Annotated in this window: 23 protein-coding genes; 13 read left to right on the forward strand and 10 right to left on the reverse strand. The window is 56.2% G+C overall.

Features of this window, described 5'->3' with window-relative positions; translation table 11 throughout:
• Positions 1 to 9: 9 nt before the first annotated feature.
• Positions 10 to 1,656, reverse strand: a complete 1,647-nt coding sequence (locus ACR0NE_RS13300; RefSeq protein WP_170597087.1) for a choline dehydrogenase — start codon at positions 1,654 to 1,656, stop codon at positions 10 to 12.
• Positions 1,653 to 2,846, reverse strand: a complete 1,194-nt coding sequence (locus ACR0NE_RS13305) for a M24 family metallopeptidase (RefSeq protein ID WP_170597088.1) — start codon at positions 2,844 to 2,846, stop codon at positions 1,653 to 1,655. Before ACR0NE_RS13305 ends, ACR0NE_RS13300 begins: the two co-directional genes overlap by 4 nt.
• Positions 2,847 to 3,147: 301 nt before the next feature.
• Between ACR0NE_RS13305 and ACR0NE_RS13310 the strand changes: the two genes are divergently transcribed.
• Positions 3,148 to 4,134 (forward strand): LysR family transcriptional regulator, encoded by a 987-nt coding sequence (locus ACR0NE_RS13310; RefSeq protein WP_170597089.1) that lies wholly within the window; start codon positions 3,148 to 3,150, stop codon positions 4,132 to 4,134.
• Between the two features lie 178 nt (positions 4,135 to 4,312).
• On the opposite strand, the gene ACR0NE_RS13315 is transcribed toward ACR0NE_RS13310, so the two are convergent.
• The gene (locus ACR0NE_RS13315; protein ID WP_170597090.1) at positions 4,313 to 5,065 is read right to left on the reverse strand and encodes an SDR family oxidoreductase; all 753 of its coding nucleotides are present in this window, start codon (positions 5,063 to 5,065) and stop codon (positions 4,313 to 4,315) included.
• A 275-nt stretch (positions 5,066 to 5,340) separates the two neighbouring features.
• On the opposite strand from ACR0NE_RS13315, the gene ACR0NE_RS13320 reads away from it, so the two are divergent.
• The 3 genes from ACR0NE_RS13320 to ACR0NE_RS13330 are packed head-to-tail and all read left to right on the forward strand — an operon-like array spanning position 5,341 to position 7,157.
• On the forward strand, positions 5,341 to 5,772 hold the full coding sequence (locus ACR0NE_RS13320) for a carboxymuconolactone decarboxylase family protein (RefSeq protein WP_170597121.1): 432 nt from the start codon (positions 5,341 to 5,343) through the stop codon (positions 5,770 to 5,772).
• Positions 5,756 to 6,658, forward strand: coding sequence for an RNA polymerase sigma factor SigJ (gene sigJ / locus ACR0NE_RS13325; protein ID WP_170597091.1), 903 nt, complete (start codon positions 5,756 to 5,758; stop codon positions 6,656 to 6,658). The genes ACR0NE_RS13320 and sigJ overlap by 17 nt, the downstream gene beginning before the upstream one ends.
• A 22-nt stretch (positions 6,659 to 6,680) precedes the next feature.
• Positions 6,681 to 7,157, forward strand: a complete 477-nt coding sequence (locus ACR0NE_RS13330) for a RidA family protein (RefSeq protein WP_480459707.1) — start codon at positions 6,681 to 6,683, stop codon at positions 7,155 to 7,157.
• Positions 7,158 to 7,239: 82 nt separating this feature from the next.
• Here the strand turns inward: ACR0NE_RS13330 and ACR0NE_RS13335 are convergent, their stop codons facing one another.
• The 3 genes from ACR0NE_RS13335 to ACR0NE_RS13345 are packed head-to-tail and all read right to left on the reverse strand — an operon-like array spanning position 7,240 to position 8,658.
• On the reverse strand, positions 7,240 to 7,680 hold the full coding sequence (locus ACR0NE_RS13335) for a nuclear transport factor 2 family protein (protein ID WP_170597092.1): 441 nt from the start codon (positions 7,678 to 7,680) through the stop codon (positions 7,240 to 7,242).
• 30 nt (positions 7,681 to 7,710) lie between these two features.
• Positions 7,711 to 8,112 carry a nuclear transport factor 2 family protein gene (locus ACR0NE_RS13340; RefSeq protein WP_170597093.1) on the reverse strand — a complete coding sequence of 134 codons (402 nt, stop codon included), beginning with the start codon at positions 8,110 to 8,112 and terminating at the stop codon, positions 7,711 to 7,713.
• A 12-nt stretch (positions 8,113 to 8,124) separates the two neighbouring features.
• Positions 8,125 to 8,658: a peroxiredoxin-like family protein gene (locus tag ACR0NE_RS13345; RefSeq protein ID WP_170597094.1), complete on the reverse strand. Its 534-nt coding sequence runs from the start codon at positions 8,656 to 8,658 to the stop codon at positions 8,125 to 8,127.
• Between the two features lie 72 nt (positions 8,659 to 8,730).
• Between ACR0NE_RS13345 and ACR0NE_RS13350 the strand changes: the two genes are divergently transcribed.
• The 4 genes from ACR0NE_RS13350 to ACR0NE_RS13365 all read left to right on the forward strand — a co-directional run bounded on the left by ACR0NE_RS13350 (position 8,731) and on the right by ACR0NE_RS13365 (position 13,304).
• Entirely contained in the window at positions 8,731 to 9,336 is a 606-nt protein-coding gene (locus ACR0NE_RS13350) for a TetR/AcrR family transcriptional regulator (RefSeq protein ID WP_480459710.1), read from the forward strand.
• Positions 9,337 to 10,103: 767 nt separating this feature from the next.
• The gene (locus ACR0NE_RS13355; RefSeq protein ID WP_480459719.1) at positions 10,104 to 11,027 is read left to right on the forward strand and encodes a transporter substrate-binding domain-containing protein; all 924 of its coding nucleotides are present in this window, start codon (positions 10,104 to 10,106) and stop codon (positions 11,025 to 11,027) included.
• Between the two features lie 74 nt (positions 11,028 to 11,101).
• Positions 11,102 to 12,235, forward strand: coding sequence for an ABC transporter permease subunit (locus ACR0NE_RS13360; RefSeq protein WP_170597096.1), 1,134 nt, complete (start codon positions 11,102 to 11,104; stop codon positions 12,233 to 12,235).
• A gap of 1 nt (position 12,236) precedes the next feature.
• Complete coding sequence (locus tag ACR0NE_RS13365) at positions 12,237 to 13,304, forward strand: amino acid ABC transporter permease (RefSeq protein ID WP_170597097.1); 1,068 nt, start codon at positions 12,237 to 12,239, stop codon at positions 13,302 to 13,304.
• An 82-nt stretch (positions 13,305 to 13,386) separates the two neighbouring features.
• Here ACR0NE_RS13365 and ACR0NE_RS13370 read toward each other — a convergent pair whose 3' ends face one another.
• From ACR0NE_RS13370 to metC, 3 genes are read right to left on the reverse strand one after another with little or no spacing between them, the layout of a single operon-like run.
• Positions 13,387 to 14,271 (reverse strand): MBL fold metallo-hydrolase, encoded by an 885-nt coding sequence (locus ACR0NE_RS13370; RefSeq protein WP_170597098.1) that lies wholly within the window; start codon positions 14,269 to 14,271, stop codon positions 13,387 to 13,389.
• Positions 14,272 to 14,285: 14 nt separating this feature from the next.
• Positions 14,286 to 14,921 (reverse strand): VOC family protein, encoded by a 636-nt coding sequence (locus ACR0NE_RS13375; protein ID WP_170597099.1) that lies wholly within the window; start codon positions 14,919 to 14,921, stop codon positions 14,286 to 14,288.
• A gap of 10 nt (positions 14,922 to 14,931) precedes the next feature.
• Positions 14,932 to 16,107, reverse strand: a complete 1,176-nt coding sequence (gene metC / locus ACR0NE_RS13380) for a cystathionine beta-lyase (RefSeq protein WP_170597100.1) — start codon at positions 16,105 to 16,107, stop codon at positions 14,932 to 14,934.
• 92 nt (positions 16,108 to 16,199) lie between these two features.
• Here metC and ACR0NE_RS13385 point away from each other — a divergent pair, with 92 nt between their 5' ends.
• Positions 16,200 to 18,533: a molybdopterin-dependent oxidoreductase gene (locus ACR0NE_RS13385; protein WP_480459713.1), complete on the forward strand. Its 2,334-nt coding sequence runs from the start codon at positions 16,200 to 16,202 to the stop codon at positions 18,531 to 18,533.
• Positions 18,530 to 19,297: an IclR family transcriptional regulator gene (locus ACR0NE_RS13390; RefSeq protein ID WP_170597102.1), complete on the forward strand. Its 768-nt coding sequence runs from the start codon at positions 18,530 to 18,532 to the stop codon at positions 19,295 to 19,297. Before ACR0NE_RS13385 ends, ACR0NE_RS13390 begins: the two co-directional genes overlap by 4 nt.
• A gap of 21 nt (positions 19,298 to 19,318) precedes the next feature.
• Here the strand turns inward: ACR0NE_RS13390 and ACR0NE_RS13395 are convergent, their stop codons facing one another.
• Positions 19,319 to 19,714 carry a rhodanese-like domain-containing protein gene (locus ACR0NE_RS13395; RefSeq protein ID WP_170597103.1) on the reverse strand — a complete coding sequence of 132 codons (396 nt, stop codon included), beginning with the start codon at positions 19,712 to 19,714 and terminating at the stop codon, positions 19,319 to 19,321.
• Between the two features lie 132 nt (positions 19,715 to 19,846).
• Here ACR0NE_RS13395 and ACR0NE_RS13400 point away from each other — a divergent pair, with 132 nt between their 5' ends.
• From ACR0NE_RS13400 to ACR0NE_RS13410, 3 genes are read left to right on the forward strand one after another with little or no spacing between them, the layout of a single operon-like run.
• Positions 19,847 to 21,121 (forward strand): NAD(P)/FAD-dependent oxidoreductase, encoded by a 1,275-nt coding sequence (locus ACR0NE_RS13400; protein WP_170597104.1) that lies wholly within the window; start codon positions 19,847 to 19,849, stop codon positions 21,119 to 21,121.
• 6 nt (positions 21,122 to 21,127) lie between these two features.
• Positions 21,128 to 23,194: a hydantoinase/oxoprolinase family protein gene (locus ACR0NE_RS13405; RefSeq protein ID WP_170597105.1), complete on the forward strand. Its 2,067-nt coding sequence runs from the start codon at positions 21,128 to 21,130 to the stop codon at positions 23,192 to 23,194.
• A gap of 3 nt (positions 23,195 to 23,197) precedes the next feature.
• The gene (locus tag ACR0NE_RS13410; protein ID WP_170597106.1) at positions 23,198 to 24,844 is read left to right on the forward strand and encodes a hydantoinase B/oxoprolinase family protein; all 1,647 of its coding nucleotides are present in this window, start codon (positions 23,198 to 23,200) and stop codon (positions 24,842 to 24,844) included.

Genomic DNA, 24,844 nt, shown 5'->3' on the forward strand with positions numbered 1-24,844 from the left:
GGTCTCCAGTCAGACGGCGCGGTGATAGGGCACCGTTTCGGGGGGCAAAGGTTGTCGGCCAAGGATCATGTCAGCCGCTTTTTCAGCGATCATGAACGTGGCAGCGTTGATATTGGCGCTTGGCACGGCCGGGATGACAGAGGCATCAACGATGCGCAGCCCATCGATACCGCGGAACTTGAGCTCAAGGTCAACCACGGCGCGCGGGTCGCCATCGGGTCCCATCCGCGCAGTGCCACAAGGGTGATAGGCGGACGACGCATCCTCCCGGATGAACTCATCCCAGTCTGCATCGGTCTTGACGTGGTTACCCGGCAGATCCTCGCGCAGATGGAAGTCTTTGAACGCGTCCTGTGCCAACACTTCGCGGCCCAGTTTCAGACCTTTGCGCATGACGAACCAGTCGTGGCCCGTCGCCAGATAGTTGGGGTCAATCAGCGGAGCGTCATTGGGGTTTTTTGTCGCCAATCGAACAGTGCCCCGGCTTTCTGGCCGCATGGGGCCAGCACCAAGGCGATAACCGTTCTTGGCCGGATCTGGAATCCAGTTCGGCCCGAACAGGATCGGGAAGAAGTGGAACTGGATATCTGGGTGTGTCGTTTCAGGTGTGGAGCGCAAAAAGGCCCCAACATGGCATTGGTTCACCGCTGCCACGCCGCCTTTCCAGCCAAACCATTGGATACCGGCCCAAAGCATAAGATGCGGTTTGAGATATTTGTTCAGCGAAACGGGTTTGTCGGTTTCGACCTGTACATGGGCTTCAAGGTGGTCATGCAGGTTCTCGCCCACCATCGGCGCGTTGAAGACAACGGGCACATTGCGGTCGCGCAGATGCGCCTCGGGGCCTATGCCGGACAGCATCAGGATTTGCGGCGTGCCAAAGGCACCAGCAGAAAGGATGACCTCTCTATTGGCGCGCACGGTCTGGTTCTTTCGCCCCTTTGAGAACTCCACCCCTACCGCGCGGCCTTTTTCTACCACCACCCTCAGCACCTTGGCGCCGGTTGTGACCGTCAGGTTTTCGCGCTTGGCCTGCGAATGCAGATAGGCGCGGGCCGAGGTGCTGCGATATCCCCGTTCGACGGACATTTCAAACCGGCTGACACCTTCCTGGGAATAGCCATTCACATCTTTGGTAAGCGCATGACCTGCCTGCTGCCCAGCCTCAAGAAAGGCAGCGTTCAGCGGATTCAGATCCTCCATGGGCTGCGCTTTGACCCCGACCATGCCAGCATTGTTACGGTAATCGTTGGCCGACCCGTCTCGGCGCTCGGATTTCTTGAAATAGGGCAGACAGTCGGCAAAGGACCAACCGTCGCACCCCTCGATCTCGGCCCAATCGTCATAATCCCGCGGGTTACCACGCAGGAAAGTCATGCCATTTATCGCGGACGACCCGCCAAGCGCCTTGCCTCGGGGCTGGTCGATCTCGCGGTTGTTTAGATGCTTTTGCGGCGTAGTCTTGAACCAGTAATTGTATTTGCTGGTCGGCTTGAAGGCTGATCGTAGCCCGGCAGGCATTTGCAGAATCCAATTGCGATCATCGCCCCCATGTTCCAACAGCAGCACCGAATAAGTGCCGCCTTCGGTAAGCCGATGCGCCAGCACACAGCCCGCCGTGCCTGCGCCGACAATAACGTAATCATAGCTGCTCACAGGTAGTCGTCCTCGAACGGGCAATCTGTCAGGGGCACGGGGCCGTTCTTGGTGATCAGTACTGGTTGTTCCAGCTTCACGCCCTCGTCCCCGCCCACCGGGCCGATATAGCTTTCGACACAGACGCACATACCCTCCTGGAAGGTGCCCGAATATTGCCAGGTCTCGTGGTCTTCAGGGTAATAGATTACCGGGTACTCCACGCCGAAGCCAATGCCGTGGATCATTTCGGCATAGCGGTTGGGTACATAGATGTCGTGCATCTTCCAGCTCAGCTCGCCGAACTCTTCAAAGGTCATGCCGGGACGCAGCAACGCCATGTTGTGCTCCATCTGCTCATAGGCATGCGCATAAAGCACGCGCTGTTCGTCAGTCGGTTTGCGGCCTCCAATGACAAAGGCGCGGGTCTGGTCGGCAAAGACGCCATCCGGCCCGATCAGATCGCTGTCGAACACCAGCATCTCACCGTTTTCGATCTTCTTGTCGGTGGATTCTGTGAACCACGGATTGGTGTGGTGACCCGACGCCAGCAACCGGGTTTCCTGATACTCGCCCCCGTGGCACATATTGTATTCGTTCATTTTGGCCAGAAGAAAGTTCTCGGTCACGCCGGGTTCGGCAAAGCTGCGCATGTAGGCGATCGCTTCTGTGCAGACCTGCATCGAGTTCTTGATGATCGCAACCTCGTCCATCGACTTGATGGACCGTGCCATTTCCATCGGACCCTTGGCATCCTTCATCTTAATGCCGCGATGCTGCAACGCTAGCATTGGCAAAAGGTCAGCCCGGTCGATACCCAGCGTCGCCCCGCGCCCACAGGTGCGATGCAGCAGGTCGACAATCTCGTCTGCCCAATTGTTGGCGTGTTCTTCGGCGCGATGCCCTGATCCGAAATAGTCCCAGCTTTTCGCGGGGCGGGTTTCCTGGATTGTCTCCAGATCGTCGGACAGGTGCTTGGCACCACCATAATCGAACAGAACCACAGGTCCCTCGATCGGCACAAAAACGTATCGGGACATGTGATGCGAGGTCCAGACCTGCATGTTGCGGCAACCGGTGGCGTAGCGCAGGTTGAGAGGATCGAACAGTACCGCCGCATCCATCTTGAACTGGGCCAGCAACTCGCGTGTTCGGTTCAGGCGATAGGCGCGCACGCGCTTCTCGTCAATGATGTTGGGTAGATCCAGCATAGGGTCCTCGCAGTTTGGGACTATTCCATATAGCGTCAGAATTTGTGGTTAAATCAAACAAAACAATCTTAATAAGTGCATTAGTAAAATTGTTTCACAAGGCGCCACTTGAACGCTTGATCGCAATGTATTCGAACTTCGTGTATCGCGCGGACGGCACACGTCTCTGCACCAGATCAACCAGACCCCCCTCGTACAGTGCCCACGCAGCAGAAGCTAACGATCGATTGAAAAGGCGCCAATCACGAGCATAAATCACCTTCTGTCCTGGCCTCCCCAATTCGACGGCACGTTCAAGTGCTTGGCCAGGTTGATCATGAGACGAAACATCTACTACAGGTTCAATTTGTTCAGGCATGCCCTTCCTTCCAGATTTTTCTCGCCAAGCGTGGCTAATTTCAGTAAATCAGGCAAACGAAACAACTTTAACATCTTATGTCGGATTTACTTAATCATGCCCCCTGCGCTTGATCTTGATCTCATCAAAACATTTCTAACTGTGGTCGACGCAAAGGGTTTCAAACCTGCCGCCATACAATTGAACAAGACCCCAGCGGCCATCAGTCAGCAGATCAAACGCCTCGAAGAAATTCTTGGAAAACGTGTGCTGGAGCGCAGCAATCAAGGCATCTCACTAACTTCAGCCGGAGAGGTGCTCAGGGCAAAGGGGCTGAGACTGATGTCGCTCAACTATGAGCTGCTTGGGGAGTTGCGGCAGGATGAATTGGCTGGGCCTCTCAAGTTCGGTGCGCCGACCGATTATGCGCCAACCTTGCTACAAAAGCTGTTGCCGATCTTTCAGCGCGAATTCCCAAGAGTGTCCCCGAGCATCGTTCTTGAGCCAAGCAGATCACTTCGGCCGAAAGTCGCCTCTGGGGTTCTGGACATGGCCATTGTGGCTCGAGAACCTGATAGTGAAGAAGGCCATGAGCTCTGGTCCGAAGAAATCACATGGTTTGGGTCTTCGAAGAGTGAAAACGGAAAAGCTCGCTGCGGTCTGCTAACCACTGACTGCGTCCTGAGAGACGGTGCGCTGCGCGATCTGAGGGATGGGCGCTATGCTCATGAGCTGGTTCTTGAAGCTGCTACCGTTGCGTCCTTACGGGATGCGGTTGAAGTAGAGTTCTGCCGAGCGTTTCTTCCAGCTTCTGTTGCCGAAGGGTTCTCCCGGGCACAATCGACTGAACCCAGTTCCACATTGCAGTTGACTTTCTGCTTGATCGCCGGACCACGGTTTGACGAGGGCACCGCCGCGCAGGTGGCCAGGAAGTTTCGAAAGGTAATGTAAGCGGACATACGGCGTCGTATGAACGAATGTCTGGAATATGCCGTCATCACACTTCCCAACAAGCTGACTTATCGGCAGCTTTTTCCGCCAAGCGGTCATTGTGCGGATTTTGCAGAACGTCGGCTCTTGGAACTGATCAGACATCGATTCAACTCGAACCAATGTCTGCTCTTTGCCTTCAGAACTTGCTGATGGAGTTGCCCCCATCGACAAGCATCGCACTTCCGGTAACAAATGAGGCGCCGTCCGACAGAAGAAACTGAGCTGCTGCGGCGACTTCGGAGGGTTCAGCCATGCGCTTGAGCGCATGAAGCCCCCTGACAACCTCATGGAAAGAGGCGTCTTCACCTGCCATAGGGGTCATCGTTCCACCGGGAAGAAGTGCATTGACTCTGATGCCCTCGGAGCCATGTTCAGCTGCCAGGACTTGTGTCATGCCGATCAAGCCTGCCTTCGCAGCAGCGTAGGCTCCCATTCCCGGAAGACCAATAGTGTGCCCGACAAATGACGACGTAAACACAATAGAACCACCACCTCTCTTGCGCAGCGCTGGAACCTGAAACTTTGCAGCAAAAAAACCACTGTTCAGGTTAACAGCTATCACTTTGTGCCAGTTGTCACTTCCCATATCTGGAATAGACTCCATGTCGCCAGTGGTGCCGGCGTTGTTGAATGCTCCGTCTAAGCCACCAAAACTCTTTTCCGACAATTCAACGAGCGCACAAGCGTAAGCCTCGTTCGTGACATCGCCCGCAAGCGAAACAGCGTTGCCGTTGCCTTGCCTTATTTGCCCAACAATCTCATCCAGTTGAGCTTTACGACGCGCGCCCAGAACAACGTTTGCTCCGCTCTTGGCAAAGAGAAAAGCTGCAGCAGCGCCGATCCCGCTGCTGGCACCAGTGATGATGATGGTTTTGTTTTCGAGTTTCATTGCCATGCCTTTCCTTAATTGCATGACACTCCACTAAGGTGGCGACGAACTGTTCTTCGACCCGATTCATGCGCATGCCCAACCGGCAGAAATGAAAGCGCAAAATTCGGGTCGGCACGATGACAGAAAGATTTACGCTTTATTACTACAAGCGAGTTGTACGCAAAAAATCATTTTAGAACAAAGCCCTAAGAAAATTCACTGATGGGCGCGTCACAAAAGCCGACCGACAATCGTCACTAGTGCATAGGATAGTCAAACAAAGGAAAGTGACGATGAGTACTTCAACTACGACTCAATATGAACAGACGATCCCCGACGTACTCCAGACGATGGCCAGCGTGCATCAGGTGCTCGACAACCATGGCCTTGATCTGAAAGTCCGCCACCTCGTTCAACTTCGGGCATCTCAGATTAATCGCTGCGGTTTCTGCATCAAAATGCACACGAAAGAGGCTCGGCAAAACGGCGAGACCAGCGAACGTCTGGACAGGGTAATTGCCTGGGACCAGGTGAGTGATTTCACCGACGCAGAGAAAGCGGCGCTGGAATGGACAGAGGCTTTGACAAGCCTGCACTTGAAATCAGACCTTGCGGCCATGCGCGCACGTTTGAGCAGGCATTTTTCCGACGCTGAGATCGGAGCGCTGACTGCCGAAATCGCCATGATCAATCTGTGGAACCGGATAAATGTATCAAAGCACTGAACTCACAAAGTCGGAACTTGATGCTTTCGAAAGCATGCGTCCAAGACTGTCGGGCCTCGCTTACAGAATTCTGGGGTCTCTAAGCGATGCTCAGGATGCGGTGCAAGACACGTTTCTCAAATGGGCGGGCACGAACCGTGCGGCGATTGAGAATCCAAGTGGTTGGCTTGTCACCGCTTGCACTCGGCGCTGCCTCGACATGCGACGCTCGGGCGACCGGGCACGCATGAACTACGTGGGGGCCTGGCTGCCGGAACCGATTCAGATTTCCAGCGAGAATGATGCAGAGAAGGAAGCGGAGTTAACATCCAGTCTCTCGATGGCTTTTCTGATCATGCTTGAACGGTTAACCCCGAAGGAGCGTGCGGCTTTCCTGCTTCACGACATTTTCGAAATGTCTCATGCCGCCGTCGCGGAAACACTAGAAACCTCTGAAGTTAGCAGCAGAAAGCTGGTATCTCGGGCGCGTGGAAACGTCGGCCGAGCGGTTACTCGCCACAAGGCATCCCCAGAGCGACAGATGGCTTTCCTGACGGCGTTCAAGGCGGCCGTTACGGAAGGTCGGATCGACAAACTTTCCCAGATGCTGGCCGCAGATGCTCGTCTGAGCGCAGATGGCGGCGGCAAGGTGCCGGCAATCCTCGAAGCGATTGAAGGCGCTACGCCACTCTGCAATTTCGTCTCCTCTAACCTGCACCGATACTGGGTCGATCACGAATGGGTGCTTGTCAATCTAAACGGCATGCACGGTGCCTTGATAAAACTCGGGAAAACGACAACGGCGGCGCTCTCTTTTGCGTTCGACGACGAGGAGAAGGTTCAAGAAATCTACATCGTCCGAAACCCAGACAAACTCACCCATCTCGACGTGGTTCATATCCAATGATCCGCATAATCGGAGAATAGTTATGCGAAACGTTATCCAAGCCATTGGAGCCATTACGATGTTCACATTTTCAACCAACCCGGGTTTGGCCGGTGAAATTCAAACCATCAATCCGTCGTCGCTCTATGATCCTGTGCCAAACGGATACAGTCACGCGATGACTTCAAACGGTCTTGTTTTCATTGCGGGTCAAGGCGGTGAGAACCAAAAAGGCAACCTCGCACCTGATTTCGAGATGCAGGTCGCCCAAGCCTACCAGAACCTTGCCATAGCGCTTGCGGCTGCCGGGGCGGGTCCCGAGCAAGTGGTCAAACTCACTACCTACGTTGTTGATCACGATCAGACGAAATTGGCGGCGTTAACACGTCAACTCAAGTTGGTCTTCGGAGGCCATCTGCCGACGCAAACGTTAGTGCCGGTACCAAGGCTTGCCCTCGACGGAATGTTGTTCGAGGTCGATGCCATCGCCGTTCTGGATTCCGGCAACGTCCAGCGCTGATTTGTCCAGTCGCTATTGAAATTGTTGGGAGGCACCCACGCAGGTGCCTCCCTGATCAAGCGAATGGCTCGCGCCTCAGGTCTCAGTTGTCCTCAGGAGCATGCTGATGCCACATGTCGGTAATGATTTCCCAACCATCGTCTTCCGGACGTAAGACAAACAGGTAGGTGCCTGTTGCATCCATACCGACGGCTTCGATTTTTGCCTCAACGAACCCGATCATCACCGCCAAGGTCTCGTCGTCCGAGACGTAAACGTGGTCAATCGTGTGGGTGACGTCGCCTTTATTGGCGGTGACGAATTCGAACAACTCACGAGGACCTTCCAAACCCTGACGAACAGGTTTGCCCTGTTCGATCCAAAGCGTGTCTTCGGAATAGAGCGACACCAGGCCAGGCGCGTCGTGATTGGCGGCGAAGGCGTTGAACTGGTCGTTAACAGCGCTCAGGCTGGAGGCTGTGTCATCTGCAACGACGACACCGGTCGATAGCAGGACAGCCATAATGGGGGTCATCATACGCATAATGCGTTCCTTTTTTTTGATGGGGAGGTGTCAGGAAATCGGATCTGGGTCAGGGCGCGCGAAGATCACCTCTCGCGTGACCTGCCAGCGGTCGTCTTCGAAAATCAGATCGATGCTGAGCTCAAGCGCTTTGCGTGCATCGCCGATTGGCACGCGTCGGGTGATCAGGACATGTCCTTGGTCTCCATTGGCTTCAACAGCGTTGAACCGGGCCCATTTGTGATCATCCGGGTTTGTGTCTTTGACCGAGCTGGCCATCAGAGCCATGAAGCTGGGTTTGTCAAAACGTGCCAATTCGCCGCTGATGTCCAGCATCAGGATTTGCATGTCTTGGTGATAGATGCGGTCCAGACCGCTGGTATCGCCGTGGATCGCGACATTCATCAGGTCCTCAACCGCGGCGCGCACGCCTGTTTCTGTTCTGTCTGCCATTTCAGTTCTCCTTCAGGCGTGGCTGCCGTTGACTGGGAAGTCGCCCGACAACCCCCGCAGGAATCGGATACCCATCACAAGGCTGGTCAGGCTGGGTCGGGCAAAGGGGACGTTCGAGATGTCGACGATTTGCAATACGCCTTGACCGTTGATGACGAACAGACCGGGCTCGGCAAATGGCCCCTCGACATCCATACCGTTGCGCGGGCCAGAGATGTACAGACCCAGCGCCTGCATCTGCGCAACGCTCAGGCCATAGCCAACATCGAATACCGGTGAGACATCTTGCATTTGTGCCGTGGCACGCTCTGCGCTATCGGCTGAGACCACCAGCACATCGACACCTAAATCGTTCAGGTCAGGGAGCGCGCTGTTCAATTCTCTCAAGTAGATCGTGCAAAGCGGGCAGTGTTTGCCGCGATAGACGACGGTCAACATCCAGTCGTACCCGTCCCGGGGTGCGGACAGGCTTCGAGTGTTACCGCCAAGCACAGGTATATTGATCGTCGGAAATGCCTTTCCGACGGCAGGTTTAGGGCTGGTCATGAGGAGCCTTTCTTGTTATATATTGATTGATACATAATTATCGCAGCAACGCGAGAGTCAAGGAATTATATATTGACCGTTACAAAAAAAATGGGTCGACCGAGAAACTTCGACTATGACGAAGCCCTTATGCAGGCGATGTCGGTCTTCTGGACCAAGGGTTATGACGGGGCGTCTCTGCGTGATCTGACGCAGGCGATGGGGATCACTGGGCCAAGCCTTTATGCGGCCTTTGGTGATAAGCGAGAGCTGTATCTCAAAACCATCGACCTCTACGCCGACGTGGATGGCTGCGCCCCCGTGGTGGCCTTCGAGACCGAGGAAGATATTACTAAAGCCATCAAGGGGTTTCTGTCCGAAGTGGTGCACTATGCCACTGAGCATGAAAGCGGCGCGAAAGGGTGCTTTTTGGCCTCAAGCGTGGTCACGACGGTCGGGCAGGTCGAAGGCGTGGCCGAACGCATTGAGGCGGCTATTGAAGATACCGAGAAACGCCTTGCCGCTCGGTTCGACCGGGAGATCGAAAAGGGGACCTTGCCCGCAGATTTTCCGTCTCGTGAACGGGCCGCGCTTCTTTATGACCTGAGGCAAGGCTACATGTTCCGAGGGCGCGCTGGTTGGAGTGGCGAACGCATGCAACAAGACCTCGATTCCAGAGTTCAGATGCTGCTGTCTTAATGCCGATCAGTTCTAGAGCCTCCTCTGCTGAAACATTGACCTATTGGGACTTGGACTGAAAAGTTGAATGCTTCTCAGCGCGTTTTTTGCGAACCGAGAACGGCGCATAAAGGGGGGTGCACCTTCACAAAGCTGAGCTCGATAAAGGCCCCCACTTAAGTCGACCGCCAATTTATGTTGAGCAATAACTGTAATTTCGCTCCACCGTCGTCTGTCGAGCTAACGATGAATTTGGGTAAGATCAGCATCGGTCTTAGCTTGTATTGAACTCAACCGCCTTGGCGTTCATTTGGTGAACCTGAACGCATCGTGTTTGGGTATCCGTACTCCGGTTATGCGCCGAAACAACGGTGAAATTGGGTTTGGATTTGCAATTGCCTCAATTGTCTGTCCTTCAACTCGTTATTTTAGCGAAGTATTCTGGATTCTGAAGTACTTGCTGTTTTTCGAGCGTGATTGGCTTTTCTTGCAGTAACTCGAAGCAAGCTAAGAAATGAATACCAACCAAATGCACAGAATTTGAGCGAGAATTGTCTGCTCTCTGACCCCAATGGAGGGTTCCACAGTCGAGACTGTTGACTCGTTGCGACAAGTTGTACATTCTCTATATCAATACGTATGTGCTGAAATACAGAACAACAGTGGAGTGAAGAAAAATGCATGTCAAAGGTGTAGTGGCAAGTTTAGCTGTTGCCGCGGGGTTCGCTTTCCCAAGTTTGGCACTTGCGGAAAGCCCGACCATCAAAGCAATCCAGGAGCGTGGCAAAATGCTTTGCTCAGGTCACAACGGCTCATATTTTGGTTTTGTCGAAGTGAATGACAAAAATGAGTGGAAAGGCTTGGACATTGACCTTTGCCGAGCGATGACCACCGCGCTGCTGGGTGATCCTGGCAAGGCGCAGATTGTTCCTTTGAGTTGGGCTCAGCGTTTCCCTGCGCTGCAATCGGGTGATGTTGATATCATTATAAAGGCAACCGGCTGGACTATGGGGCGCGACACTGAACTTGGGCTGCAATTCTCGATCCCATACTTCTTTGGCGGTGCGCAATTCATGGCGCATGGAAATTTGGGCATCACCGAAGCCAAAGACTTGGAAGGCGGTACGATTTGTGTTGAGGCGGGTACGACTATTGAGCGCATCGCTGCTAACTACCTTGAGAGCCTTGGAGTAGAGCACACGATGGTGAGCTACGAAAAAGCATCGGAACTACGCGCGGCTTATCTGGCCAACAGATGCGATAGCTTCGTCGCCTGGGGCCCGTTCCTGGCCGTTCTGCGCGCCACCGAGATTGAAAATCCAGATGCGCACGTGATCTTAAACGATCAACTTTCGAATGAACCGATCTCAGCCGCGATGCGTCAGGGCGACGAGGACTTTGTCGACTTTACCAACTGGATGCTGGCCGCTCTGCTGATTGCCGAAGAAGAAGGCATTACATCGGAGAATGTCGAAGAAATGGCATTAAACCCGCCGAACCCCAAAATTGCGCGTCTGCTGGGTGCGGAGCCGGGCATGGGTGAGCGTCTAGGCATCCGTGACACATGGGCGAAAGAGATGATCGCAGCCGTCGGTAACTATGGTGAGATTTACCACCGAAACCTTGGTGACAACAGCCCGTATAGGCTGGAACGCGGTCTGAACAATCTCTGGAGCCACGGCGGTGTTCTGTATGCTCCACAGCTTGACTAAGAGGTAACTTAGACACGGGGCCGCGTGGTATTGCGGCCCCGCATTCCCCCCCCAAAATCAGAAGATTAAAAGCCATGGACGCATCCGAACTGAAGGCGCGCGCCAACAGGCGCAAATTGATCATCCAAAGCGCACTGATCGTGTTTTCTGCGCTGGTCGTCATCAGCGCCATCCAAAGTGCCAAGATCAATCTGAATGCTTTGGGGCTGGCAAGTGGTTTTGGGTTCCTCGAGCGGTCTACCGGTTGGTCCTATTCGTTTTCGCTGATAGACCGGGATATCAATGACAGCTATGCTCGGACCCTGACGATCGGGTTCCTGAACACTGTTTTCTTAGGCTTTCTGACGATTGTGCTTTCCACTGTCTTTGGGTTTCTCATCGGGACGTTTCGCGACGCGCGGAACCCGGCGCTGAAAACCGCTGCGACAGTCTATATCCAAACCTTCCGGAACATTCCGCTGATCCTGCAGGGCATCTTTTGGTACGCCGTTGTGATCCACCTGCCGGGACCAAGGCAGGCGATGAATCTGGGCGAAGCGATTTTCCTGTCAAACCGCGGATTGATGATCCCGCTGCTGAACGTGTCTCTGACCGTCGTTCTTGTCATGGTATTGGTCCTGATCGCGGCGGCATTTTTTCTGTCGAGGATGAAGATCAGCCTTGCCAAAATTGCGCTGGCGCTGATCGGTCTTGGCTTTTTCATGGTTCTTATCGCAACCGGCCTGACAGTTCCGGCGGGTGAGGGGGCAATCTCCTGGCCCGCGCTCAAGGGCCTGCGGTTTGAGGGCGGTTTGACGATTTCACCCGAACTACTGGTGATGATCATCGCCATTACGCTATATGGCTCTGCCTATATCGCTGAGGTTGTACGTGGTGGCCTTGCCGAAGTGCCCAAGGGGCTAATTGAGGCCGGTGAGGCGCTGGGGCTAACCCAGCGTGCGATCTGGGCGCGGATCAAGATGCCCATGGCGCTGCGGACGATTATACCGCCGCTTGGAAACCAGTGGATTTTCATCATGAAAGCCACAACCATCGGTGTCGCCATCGGGTTCTCTGACCTGTTCTACATCGTCTCTACCTCAATCACGCAGTCCGGGCAGACACTGGAACTGATTGCTATCCTCATGGGCGCGTTCCTGCTGGTCAATTTCTCGATTGCTCAGTTCATCAACTGGCTGAACGAAAGCCTCAAACTGAAGGCGCATTGATATGGCTGACGCGGTAGTTACCAATAATTTCGACTGGGAGAAAATCCGCCGCCGTTCGTTCGCCACGCCGACGGATTCGGTCATAACAGTTGTTGTATTTGCGGGCCTCGCTTGGTTGGTCTGGCAAGCGCTCAGCTGGGGGGTCTTCCACGCGGTGTGGAGCGCAGACAATGTCGAAGAATGCGGCCATGGCGGTGCGTGCTGGTCGGTTATCGACGCCCGGCATCGGCTGATCCTGTTTGGTCTTTATCCGTATGATGAACACTGGCGTTCAGCGTTAGCTTGTTTGTCGATTGTTGGCACGGTTATTATCTCGTGCTTTCCCTGGACCTGGACGGCCAAGCGCCTGTCGACCATTTGGATAGTGGGTTTCGCCATCTACTACCTGCTGATGGAGGGCAGTCTGCTGGGCTTGCCGCAGGTCACCACGGATCAATGGGGCGGTCTGGCGCTGACGCTGTTTCTGTTCTCAAGTGTTGTTCTGATCGGGATGCCAATGGGGCTGGGCCTTGCGCTGATGCGCAGGTCCGAGATGCCCGTTGTGCGCGGCTTTGCCTCGTTGGTGATCGACATTATCCGCTCTCTGCCGCTGCTGACGACACTTTTCACAGCCGCGGTAGTCATCCCGATCCTGCTGCCAAGTTGGCTGGAAGGGGATAAAATCTGGCGCGTGATTATTGCGTTTGGCCTGTTCTTCGCCTGCTATCAGGCGGAAGTGTTACGCGGTGGGTTTCAGGCCATCCCCAAGGGTCAGTTCGAAGCGGGCAAGGCGCTGGGTCTGACATATTGGCAGATTTTGGGGCGCATTGTTCTGCCGCAGGTGTTCCGTCACGCGCTGCCGGCAACGGTCAACAACGTTGTTGTGACCTTCAAGGAAACTGCGATCGTGATCATCATCGGGTTCTTTGATGTGCTCGCCTCGGCCAATGCGGCCTTCGGAACGGGCGAATGGGCGCCTTATTATATCGAGGTATTGGCCTTTGTCGCCGCGATCTACTGGGTGTTCCTGTTCGGCCTTGGCCAATACGGAGAATACCTCAAGCGGCGCATGAAAGTTGCAGAGCGGTAATCTCCCCGTCTTCCTTCACCGCGTCTGCAAAACCGCCCATCTTGAAACAGATGGGCGGTTTGTTCTTTGCATGTTCAGTTGCTTATAATTTATTGATAGGTGTCTTGAGCATCATGTTCCCATCTTTGTCCTCGGGCACCTCACCGGCCCGCATGTTCACCTGAAGCGAGGGCAGGATGAGTTTTGGAACGGCCAGCTGCGCGTCGCGTTCCGTGCGGAACTTGATGAATTCTTCCCGCGATTTGCCGCCGCCAACATGGATGTTCTTGGCCTTCTGCTCGCCAATGGTGGTTTCCCACGCAATCGCGCGCCCTCCGGGGCCGTAATCATGGCAGATGAAAAGCCGCATCTCGTCGGGCAGCGAAAGAACCCGCTGGATCGAGTCGTAAAGCTGCCCGGCATCGCCGCCGGGGAAATCGGCGCGCGCTGACCCTCCGTCCGGCATGAATAATGTGTCTCCGACAAAAACGGCGTTACCGATTACATGGACCATGCAGGCCGGTGTGTGACCCGGTGTGTGCAGCGCAAAGCAGGACATACCGCCCAGCTGATACGCCCCGCCATCCGCAAAAAGCGCATCAAATTGCGAGCCGTCGCGCTTAAACTCTGTCCCTTCGTTGAAGATCTTGCCAAACGTGTCCTGAACGGTCTGTACATGCTCGCCTATGCCGATCTCGCCGCCCAACCCCTGCTGCAGGTAAGGCGCGGCTGACAGGTGGTCGGCATGGACGTGTGTTTCGATGATCCATTCAAGGGTCAGATCGTTCTCGCGAATGTAAGCAATGACCTGATCGGCGCTTTCAAAGGTTAGGCGACCGGCCGCAAGGTCAAACTCCATCACCGGATCGACAATGGCACAGGCCGTCGAGTCAGGGTCGCGCACGACATAGGTGATCGTGTTGGACCCCGGATCAAAGAAACCGGTAACTTCCGGTTTTTGCGACAGATTGACCGATGGGATCGTCATAGAGCACCTCTTGTTTAGTCGAGCGTTACCGTTCCGTTTGGGCTTTGCAGAACAAAGGAAAGCGCGGTGGGGCCTTCGGAAATCTCGGCCAAATGCGAGATTTGAAGTGTTTCAAAAATGTCCTTCAAACGCGCGGCATCCGGCGTCTGTACCTGCACCTTTGCAAGCGTCACGCCCAGGTTCTGCTGACCCGTTGACGGGTGCGGACCGGGGGACCATTCGATGAATGCCGGAAGCAGGCCGTTCTCCGGCAGATGTCCGTCTTTTGGCACGGTCAGACGCCAGGTCCGGTCACCGCGCTGGAAATGGACAACTTCACCCAGATCAACCGGGCTGGCGGCGATAACAGCATCCAGATCATCGGTGTTCACCACCCAGCACAGCGCCCGTGGGCGCGCATTCAGCCGGTCTTGCGTGGCGGGATCATCCAGAGTGAACCAGCGCACCCGGCCCGGATCCGGGGCATCGGGGTCGATTGCGATCAGTTCAAAGAAGCTCTCGTTCCCCGCCTGCATGACGCAGTTATGCGTGCTCATCGCATCGTGTTTTGAGCCTTGAGGCACTTCGACACCCAGCGCGTCCTTCATGGCCGCAACGCCTTCGGCCAGAGTGTCTGCGCCGATGGCAAAATGGTCGATCTTGTTGAGCATTCTCAAATCCTTACTGATCAAGCAGGGGGAGGGCGTTGACGACGTCTGCTTTCAGATTGTCAAGGTCCTCCAATCCGATATTGAAACGGACAAGCTGGCCGGTTTCCGACCACTCGGTCGCTGTGCGCAAAGGCGTGACCGGCAGGGCGAGGCTTTCATATCCGCCCCAACTGACCCCTATTCCGAAATGGTGCAGCGCGTCGACAAAGCGATGCACGGCGCTTTCGCTCGTGGTGTGGAAGACGACGCCAAACAGCCCCGCGGCGCCAGTAAAATCTCGCGTCCAGTTTTCATGACCGGGGCAAGAGGGCAGCGCTGGGTGCAGAACGGTTTTCACCCGCGGCTGGCCCGCAAACCACTGTGCCATTTCGCGACCGGCTTTATCGAAATACTCCATCCGCAGCTTCAGCGTTCTGAGTCCGCGCAGGGCAAGCAGGATTTCCTGGCCGCCGGTTTTATCCCCGACCTGCATGACTGCCTTGCGAATAATCTTGGCATAAGCGGCGTTGCCGGCGGTGATCCCCAGCATACAGTCCGAGTGGCCCGAGATGTATTTGCTACCCGAGTAGACAACGATATCGACGCCCCATGACAATGGTTGGCTGAAGACGGGCGTCCCCCATGTGTTGTCGAGGATCGTGGGCACATTCGCGGATTTTGCCGCTGCTGCGATGGCCCGGATATCGGGCATCTCGAAAGTACCGGAGCCGGGGCTTTCAAACATAATAGCAGCGGTTCCCGAGCGGATCAGATCGCTGATCGTGCCGCCCATCATCGGGTCGAAATACTCGACCTCGACCCCTTGCTGGGTCAGCAGCCCGTCGCAAAACCCACGCGTGTTGCCATAGACGTTGTCAGCGACCAGAACGTGGCAGCCTGGGCGGGTCAGCGCCATTAGGGTCGTTGTGATGGCGGCCACGCCTGAGGATGTCAGCGTGATCGCCTCGGCGCCTTCAAGCTTTGCCAGCATCTGCTCAAGCTTATAGGTCGCGGCATTGCCATAGCGCCCATAATAGAGTGTACCGCTTTCATAGCGCGCGTCGCGCGCGGCGTCGAATTCAGCAAAGCTGTCAAAAACCATTGTCGAGCCGAGCTCGATCGGCATATTCACATGCCGACCCTCAACACGATCAGGACGCCCATCCTGCACAAGGCAGTCTGCTAGATTAAATGGGATGTCTTGCACTTTTGTGCCCTCTAATGCTGTTCAGCATGATGACAGGTCGCCAAATTTGTGTCAATATTTGGAAAGACAGTTTTTCATACCGGAACAAAGACGTGACCGCAGAGACGACCCGGACCCTGACCGGAAACCATTGGGGTGCTGGTATTTCAGAAACAAAAGGCGGCAAACTGGTCGCGGTTCACCCGCATCCTGACGACCCGAATCCCTCAGACATCAATCTCAATGTTGCTTCAAGCCTGAATGGCCGCGCCCGTGTGCTGCGCCCGGCTGTGCGGCGCGGCTGGCTGACCGGGGAAGGCGTTCGCGGGCGCGACAGTTTTGTCGAAGTCAGCTGGGATGATGCGCTGGACCTGATCGCCGCCGAGCTGACCCGTGTGCGCAAGACCCACGGCAACGAGGCGATCTTCGGCGGCTCCTATGGTTGGTCCAGCGCGGGCCGCTTTCATCATGCCCAGAGCCAGCTCAAGCGTTTCTTGAACGGGCAGGGCGGGTTTGTGCGCTCGGAGGGCAACTACAGCTACAATGCCGCTTTGGTGCTGATGCCGCATATTGTCGGGCCGTTCAGAACACATGTCGCGCAGGCGACCCGTTGGCAGGTGGTCGCGAAACACACAGATCTTGTGGTGATGTTCGGCGGCATGGCTACGCGAAACACGCAGGTCAGTGACGGCGGTGTGGCGCGGCACCGGATGATGGACAACCTGAAGGCCTGTGCCGAAGCGGGTGTGAAGTTCGTGAATTTCAGCCCGTTGAGAACGGACGCCGCAGACGAGATCAACGCAGAGTGGCTGCCGCCCAAACCCGGCACGGATACTACTGTGATGATGGGGCTGGCGCATACGTTGCTGACCGAAGGCTTACATGACCGTGAGTTCCTTGATCGCTACACTGTCGGGTTTGACAAATTTGCGGCTTACCTGTGCGGCGATGACGACGGGATCGTCAAATCAGTAGATTGGGCGGCGTCGATCTCGGGCGTTTCTGCCAAACGCATTGCAACCTTGGCGCGGGAAATGGCCGCCGGGCGAACAATGATAACTTGCGCTGCAGCGCTTCAGCGGGCGGACTACGGTGAACAGCCGTTGTGGATGACGGTCACTCTGGCAGCGATGCTCGGACAAATCGGACTACCCGGTGGCGGATATACCGTCGGCTATGGCGTGAACGCCAATATCGGTAATATCGAACGACCGTTTCGCTGGGGTGCCTTGCCACAGGGTAAGAATCCGATTTCTGATGTCATTCCGGTGGCGATGATTTCAGACATGCTTCTGAACCCGGGTGGCAAATATCAGTACAACGGTGAAAGCCGTGTGTTTCCTGACATTCGGATGGTCTGGTGGGCCGGAGGAAATCCTTTTCACCACCATCAGGATCTGCGGCGCCTTCACAATGCGTTTCAAACCCCTGAAGCAGTGATCGTAAACGAACTGAACTGGACCGCGACGGCGCGGCACGCCGATATCGTTCTACCGGTGGCCGCGCCGCAAGAGCGCACGGATTTCGGTGGGGGCAAATCAGACAACGCATTGGTGCCTATGCCTGCCAGCGCTGAGCCGCGCGAGGAGGCACGGATCGAGTTTGAGCTGTACGCTGAACTCTCCAGGCGAATGGGCAACGCGGATTTGTTCACTGACGGGCTGGATCAAGAGGGCTGGTTACGCCGCATATGGGGTCAGACACAAGAGGCTGCTTTGGCAAGTGGCGAGCGTCTGCCGAATTGGGAAGCTTTTATCACTGGTGATGTCGTAGAACTACGCGACCCGTCCCCAACGCAGGTATTCTTGGCGGAGTTTCGGCAGGATCCGGATGCCAACCCGCTGCCAACACCTAGTGGCCGAATTGAGATATTCTCTGACAGAATTGCAAGTTTTCAGTTGGACGATTGTCGCGGGCATCCGACCTGGTTCGAGCCACGCGATACTGCTGCGGGCACGCAACCGCTGTATCTTCTTTCGGGCCAGCCGGGCACCCGACTGCATTCGCAACTGGATAATGGGGATTATAGTCTCAGCCTGAAGGTGCATGGGCGGGAACCGGTTCTAGTCCATCCGGAAGACGCGGCGGACCGAGGGATCGATGATGGTGATGTCGTTGAGCTGTTCAATGATCGCGGGCGGTGTCTGGCCGGAGCGCGCGTCACGCCGGATATCCTGAAAGGCTGCGTCTTTCTGTGGACGGGTGCCTGGTACGACCCGGACTACAAAGCCCCGCAGCAGCGGGACCGGCACGGCAATCCAAACGCCTTGACCCATGACATGCGCACATCGAGCCTGACGCAGAGCCCTGCGTCGCATTCGGCAATGTTGGACCTACGCCTCTTTGACGGTGAGGTGCCCGAGCTGACGGTTCATGACCAGCCTGCATTTGAAGCTGTTTCGCGTTCTGCTATACAGAACAAGTTGCGAGGAAAGGACGAGCAGTGAACGAAACACCAAAAGCCCCAAAAGTGGATTCCACCCTGTCTAAGGGGCTGGCCATTCTGGAGAATCTCGCAGCTCATCAGGGCAGCAAAGGTGTCACCGAGTTGTCTCGGGAACTGGAATTGACGAAATCAAACACGTTCCGCCTTTTGCAGACGTTAATCACGCTTGGGTATGTCAAGCATCTGGACGACAAAACCTATGCTGCAACCCTTAAAACCTGGCAGGTTGGGCGCAGTTCGGTTGAAAACTTGAACTTGCGGGCGGTCGCCGCGCCCGAGATGGCATATCTTAGCCAGGAGACGGGCGAAGCGATTTACCTCGCGGTGCCAGAGGGTTTGAGCGTCATCTACATTGACAAGGTTGAAAGCCTGAAGCCAATCCGGTCTTGGAACCCGGTTGGCGGCAGCGCACCCATTCATTGTGTTGGTACAGGCAAGGCTATCCTGTCGAGCAATTTCGATCAGCTACGCGACAAGCTGGATGGTCAACTGGCCAGATACACCGATAAAACCCTGACGACGCTGGAGGAAGTCACCGCAGATGTAGAGGAAACGCTCAAGCGGGGGTTTGCCTATGATCGCGGAGAATTCCGAGATCGCATTCTGAGCTTTGGAGCGCCTATACTGCTGCCCGACGGTGAGGCAATCGCAGCGCTTGGAATCTCGCTGCCCGATATCAACATGAGCGACGGTGGCGAAGAACGGTTGGGAATGTTGGTACACCACGCTGCGGAAGGCGTAACCCAGAAACTGCGCCAACTCTGAGGCGCAGCTTCCGATTTAAACTCAATCCTTTTTCTCGACGGGTCCGCCGGATTTCTCCCAAGACCCGAAGCCGTCCTTCAGATGTGCGGCTTCAAAACCCATGTCTTGCAACGTGGCTACGGTAAGAGCCGAGCGCCAGCCTGAAGCGCAATGGAAGACGTATTTCTTGCCCTCCTGCGCAAAAATGTCCTTGTGATATGGGCTGTCGGGGTCGACCCAAAATTCGATCATCCCGCGCGGGGCGTGGAAACTTCCTGGAATGAAGCCGTTACGTTGACGCTCGCGTACATCACGGATGTCTACAACAATAACATTGGGATCGCTGAGCATTTCAATCAGGTCCGCTGTTTCGATTTCCTCAATACGGTCCCGAGAGTCCTGCACCATTTGGGCGGCAGTTATTTTGAGCTTTGCCATGATCATTTGTTCCGCTATATAAAACACATTTTTCGTATATTGACACATTGAGAAGATCGTTGCAACTTGAGTTAACAGGAATCGTCAGTTTGTCTGGCGTTTTCTTCAGTTCAATAAAGAGGGTGCCCGCGCATGAATACAGACAGCCCGATCTCTCTTTGGCATATGTCAGCTGAAGAGCCGGACATTCGGAACCCATTGACAGGCGACGCGGAAACGGACGTCGCCATTGTTGGTGGTGGGTTCACCGGTTTGTCGACCGCGCTTTATTGTGCAGAGCGGGGATTGGGTGCCCACGTGCTTGAAGCCAAGCATATCGGGTTTGGTGGCTCAGGGCGCAATGTGGGTCTGGTCAATGCAGGGGTTTGGCACCCGCCAGCTGCGGTCCGGAAAAAGCTGGGTGACACTTACGGGCCTCGCTTTGTAAAGCGGTTTGGAGAGGGACCCGCGCAAGTCTTTGATCTGGTCGAAAAGCACCAGATCCGCTGCGAGGTTACCAAAACTGGAACCATTCACGCAGCGCATGCACCGTCTGGCTTCGAAGATTTGAAGGCGCGCCATGCGGAATGGGCACGTCTGGGCGAACCAGTCGATTTGCTATCCGAAAAAGAAATGGTGGCGAAAACAGGGACTCGCGTGTTTTTTGGTGGCCTGTTGGACCACCGAGCAGGCACCATAAACCCGATGGGTTACTGCCGGGGTCTTGCGCGTGCCGCAAAGGGCGCCGGCGCCGAAATCAGCACGGGTGTGCGCGCAACCAACCTTCGGCGAGACGGTGGAAAATGGGTTGTCGAAACCGATAGAGGAGCGGTCAAGGCCAAGTACGTTGTGCTGGGTACCAATGCCTACAGCGATACGCTTTGGCCGGGCTTGAATCGCGTGTTCACTATGATCCGCTATTTTCAGCTGGCCACGAAGCCTCTGGCCGCGGATATGTCGCACATCTTACCTGGTCGTCAGGGTATCTGGGACACAGGTCAGATTATGTTCAGCATACGGCGCGATGCACATGACCGCCTTGTGATCGGCTCCATGGGTGCGGTCGTCGGGTCAGTCGGTCGAGGATTGTCGCACCGTTGGGCCAAGAAACAGCTTTCGCGCCTCTATCCAGAACTCGGCCCCGTAGAGTTCGAGGAAGCGTGGCATGGGAAAATAGCCATGACCCCGGATCACCTGCCTCGTATCTATCAGTTGGCGCCCAATCTACTTACTCCGATCGGTTACAACGGGCGTGGCATCACCACCGGGACGATATTTGGCGAATGCATGGCCAAACTGATTTCGGGCATGGACCCCAAGGACCTTCCACTTCCCATGACCGAATTGTCGACCGTGCCATCGGCCCCGATCATGTCCCGCCTTTACCAAACGGCTTTCACGGCCAACCAAGTCCTCAAGAGCCTTTAGAGACCCATGAGCAATTCAAAAATACGCGTCGGCGTTGACATTGGTGGAACCTTTACGGATGTAGCGCTGCAACATCCTAGCGGTTTGTCCACCTGCAAAGTTCTGACCAACTACATTCAGCCCGAACAGGCCATTCTGGACGGGATCGTCAAGGCTGCGGATCAGGCGGGTGTCGCATTGGGTGACATCGGTCAGGTTATCCACGGCACCACTCTAGTGACCAATTCGCTGATCGAACGGCGCGGTGCAATAACTGCATTTATCACCACCGAAGGGTTCCGAGACGTGGTCGAGATGCGCTCGGAAAACCGGTTTGAGCAATATGACCTGAACCTCAACCTGCCGAAACCTCTGGTGCCGCGTCAGGACCGCTTTACGCTGAACGAACGCATGGGGCCGGACGGAGAGGTGCTGCTGGCGTTGGACCTGTCCGAGGTCAACGCGATGGTCGATAGGATCAAGGCAGGTGGGTTCGAAGCGGTCGCCATCGGCCTGATCCATGCCTATGCCAATGACGCGCACGAGGTGGCCATGGGCGAGGCGCTGCGCAAGGCGATGCCAGACCTGTCGATTTCGTTGTCTTCGGTGATCTCGCCGCAGATGCGGGAACTGCCACGTTTCAACACGGTAATCGCCAATGCCTATGTGCAACCGCAGGTCGCCGACTACTTGGGCCGTCTGGTGGCGCGCTTGCGCGACACCGGAGTGACGGCGCCTGTGTTTATGCTGCATTCTGGCGGCGGTCTGATCTCGGTCGAAACCGCTGCGGAACAGCCTGTGCGCTTGCTGGAATCCGGCCCGGCTGGTGGGGCGATCTTCGCAGCTGATTTTGCGCGGGCACATGGTCTGGACAAAGTACTCAGCTTTGACATGGGCGGAACCACCGCCAAGATTTGCCTGATCGAAGACGGCGCGCCCAAGACAGCCAATACCTTCGAAGTTGCGCGGACCTACCGGTTCAAAAAAGGCTCGGGCATGACCGTGTCGACACCCGTTGTCGAGATGGTCGAAATCGGGGCGGGCGGCGGTTCGATTGCCTCGGTCGATAGCATGGGCCGTTTGCAGGTTGGGCCCCGCTCAGCGGCGTCGGAACCTGGACCAGCCTGTTATGGGCGTGGCGGGACCGAGCCGACAGTGACGGACGCGAACCTGCTTCTGGGCCGTCTGGATCCGGACAATTTTGCCGGGGGTGCTATCCCTTTGCACACGGCGGAATCCGAAAAAGCCGCCACCAAACTTAACCTCTCCGCCGGAGATGCCGCCTTTGGGATCACTGAACTGGTGGATGAGAATATGGCCAACGCAGCGCGAGTTCATACGGTCGAGAACGGGCGCGACATCGAGCATTTTACCATGATCGCCTTTGGTGGCGGTGCGCCGCTGCACGCCTGTCGCCAATGCGAAAAGCTTGGGATCAAGGCGCTGATCATCCCTCCGGGTGCGGGTGTAGGCTCGGCCATCGGGTTCCTGAAAGCGCCGTTTAGCTTTGAGGCGACACGCGGGCTGTTCCAGCGACTGGACGATTTCGACGCTGGCGCGGTGAACGCTGCGTTGATCGAGATGGAAGCTGAGGCGCGCGCCTTCGTCGACGAAGGTGCCAAGGGTGCAGAGACCGAAATCCGTCTGACCGCTCAAATGCGCTATTTTGGTCAGGGATGGGAAATTCCCGTGGTGCTGCCGCACAAGCAATTTGAAGACAGTGATGTTTCGCTGATCCTTAAGGCGTTCGAAGACGCCTACCGTACGCTCTTTGGTCGGATCATCGACGGGTTGGCAGTTGAGATCACCAATTGGCTTTTGACAGTCTCCACGGTTTTGCCGGATGCCGAACCTGTTATCAGCCACAACAGTGGGTCGGACGCGGATGTCGCGCGGACGCGCGAGTTCTTCGATGCCGCCCTGCGCAAATCGGTTGAAGCACGCGAGGTTGATCGGCCCAGCATGGCGCCGGGCAAGGCGGTCGAAGGCCCTGCGATCATCGTCGAATCCGAAACGTCGACCGTCGTTACCTCGGGCTATCGCGCGGTTGGGCAGGGCGATGGAAGTTTGCTGTTGCTGGCGAAGGAGGCTTAAGCCATGGGTGCGTCAGATATCGATCATCAGATCATGTGGAGCCGCCTGATAGCGGTTGTGGAGGAACAGGCCACAACACTTATCCGTACGGCCTTTTCAACTTCCGTCCGCGAGGCGGGCGACCTGTCGGCGGGTCTGTTCGACCGCGAGGGCCGGATGATCGCGCAGGCTGTGACCGGAACTCCAGGCCACGTGAATGCGATGGCAGAAAGCGTCACGCATTTTACTGCTCAAATCGGGCCACAGAACACGTTCGACGGCGATGTCTTCATCACCAACGATCCTTGGCTGGGCACCGGGCACCTGCATGACATCACCGTTGTCACTCCGGTGTTCCGCAAGGGCGCGCATATTGGGTATTTCGCATGCACCGCGCATGTGGTGGACATTGGCGGGCGCGGATTTGGCCCGGACGGCAATGAGGTTTTCGAAGAGGGTCTACTGATCCCCATCACCAAATTCGCCGAACGTGGTCAGGTTCAACCTCTGCTGATTGAAATGATCCGCGCCAATGTGCGGACCCCGGATCAGACTGTGGGCGATATGTACTCGCTGGCCGCCTGTAACGAGGCTGGTGACCGCCGCCTTCAGGCGATGATGGATGAGTTCGATATTGACGACCTGCAATCCCTGTCGGATTTCGTCATCGAGACAAGCCGTAAGGCGACGCTGGAGGCGATCGCCAAAGTGCCCTCGGGCACCTATCACGAGACGATGCAAGTCGACGGCTATGACGCCCCGGTGCATATGGAGGTGACGCTTAGCGTCGATGGCGATCAACTGCTGGCGGATTTCGCGGGCACATCGGGGATGAGCCGGTTCGGCGTGAACTGTCCCGAGGTCTATACCCGCGCCTATGCCTGTTACGCACTAAAATGTGTAATTGCACCCGAGGTGCCGAACAACACAGGCTCGCTTGAGCCGTTTCAGATCACCGCGCCAGCGGGCTGCATCTTAGCGGCCAAACGTCCCGCGCCAGTTTCGGTGCGCCACGTCATGGGCCATTTGGTGCCGGATGTGGTTCTGGGCGCGTTGCACAAGGCGATGCCCGACACAGTTCCGGCCGAAGGTGCGAGCGCTCTGTGGAACATTCAGATTTCTGCGCGGGCCTCGAACCCCGAAAGCGGCCTGCCAAACCGCGAGGTGCTGATGTTCAACTCGGGCGGCACCGGTGCGCGCCCGGCCTTTGACGGGCTGAGCGCCACGGCCTTCCCCTCCGGCGTATCAACCATGAGCGTCGAGGCGACCGAACATGTCGGGCCAATCACTGTCTGGCGCAAGGACCTGCGCGACGGCTCAGGTGGAGCTGGGGCTTTGCGCGGCGGTCTGGGTCAGACCATCGAGATCGAACCGCGCGAAGGTTATGATTTCTACTTCAACGCCATGTTCGACCGGGTAGTCAACCCAGCGCGCGGGCGGAATGGCGGGCTGGCCGGTGGTGCAGGGGCAGTCGAACTGTCCGATGGGACAAAGCTGCGCTCGAAGGGTCGGCAACTGGTCAAGAACGGCCAGCGGCTGAGACTCAGCCTGCCGGGCGGCGGTGGTTATGGCGCACCCGAGCAAAGGGATCGTGATGCGGTGGCAGGCGACTTGGCCGCCGGGTTCATCACAGCCGAACAGGCAAAGCGAGATTACGGATTTGAAGGGTAA

This window comes from Ruegeria sp. C9, from assembly GCF_056537585.1.

Excerpts from the sequence above, each read along its gene's own strand:
- ACR0NE_RS13315 (WP_170597090.1), bottom strand. The coding sequence starts at position 5,065 with ATGAAACTCGAAAACAAAACCATCATCATCACTGGTGCCAGCAGCGGG.
- ACR0NE_RS13345 (WP_170597094.1), bottom strand. The coding sequence starts at position 8,658 with ATGACCAGCCCTAAACCTGCCGTCGGAAAGGCATTTCCGACGATCAAT.
- ACR0NE_RS13360 (WP_170597096.1), top strand. The coding sequence starts at position 11,102 with ATGGACGCATCCGAACTGAAGGCGCGCGCCAACAGGCGCAAATTGATC.
- ACR0NE_RS13355 (WP_480459719.1), top strand. The coding sequence starts at position 10,104 with ATGCTTTGCTCAGGTCACAACGGCTCATATTTTGGTTTTGTCGAAGTG.
- ACR0NE_RS13370 (WP_170597098.1), bottom strand. The coding sequence starts at position 14,271 with ATGACGATCCCATCGGTCAATCTGTCGCAAAAACCGGAAGTTACCGGT.
- ACR0NE_RS13335 (WP_170597092.1), bottom strand. The coding sequence starts at position 7,680 with ATGCGTATGATGACCCCCATTATGGCTGTCCTGCTATCGACCGGTGTC.
- sigJ (WP_170597091.1), top strand. The coding sequence starts at position 5,756 with ATGTATCAAAGCACTGAACTCACAAAGTCGGAACTTGATGCTTTCGAA.
- ACR0NE_RS13365 (WP_170597097.1), top strand. The coding sequence starts at position 12,237 with ATGGCTGACGCGGTAGTTACCAATAATTTCGACTGGGAGAAAATCCGC.
- ACR0NE_RS13395 (WP_170597103.1), bottom strand. The coding sequence starts at position 19,714 with ATGGCAAAGCTCAAAATAACTGCCGCCCAAATGGTGCAGGACTCTCGG.
- ACR0NE_RS13375 (WP_170597099.1), bottom strand. The coding sequence starts at position 14,921 with ATGCTCAACAAGATCGACCATTTTGCCATCGGCGCAGACACTCTGGCC.
- ACR0NE_RS13320 (WP_170597121.1), top strand. The coding sequence starts at position 5,341 with ATGAGTACTTCAACTACGACTCAATATGAACAGACGATCCCCGACGTA.
- ACR0NE_RS13330 (WP_480459707.1), top strand. The coding sequence starts at position 6,681 with ATGCGAAACGTTATCCAAGCCATTGGAGCCATTACGATGTTCACATTT.
- ACR0NE_RS13410 (WP_170597106.1), top strand. The coding sequence starts at position 23,198 with ATGGGTGCGTCAGATATCGATCATCAGATCATGTGGAGCCGCCTGATA.
- ACR0NE_RS13305 (WP_170597088.1), bottom strand. The coding sequence starts at position 2,846 with ATGCTGGATCTACCCAACATCATTGACGAGAAGCGCGTGCGCGCCTAT.
- ACR0NE_RS13405 (WP_170597105.1), top strand. The coding sequence starts at position 21,128 with ATGAGCAATTCAAAAATACGCGTCGGCGTTGACATTGGTGGAACCTTT.
- ACR0NE_RS13400 (WP_170597104.1), top strand. The coding sequence starts at position 19,847 with ATGAATACAGACAGCCCGATCTCTCTTTGGCATATGTCAGCTGAAGAG.
- ACR0NE_RS13340 (WP_170597093.1), bottom strand. The coding sequence starts at position 8,112 with ATGGCAGACAGAACAGAAACAGGCGTGCGCGCCGCGGTTGAGGACCTG.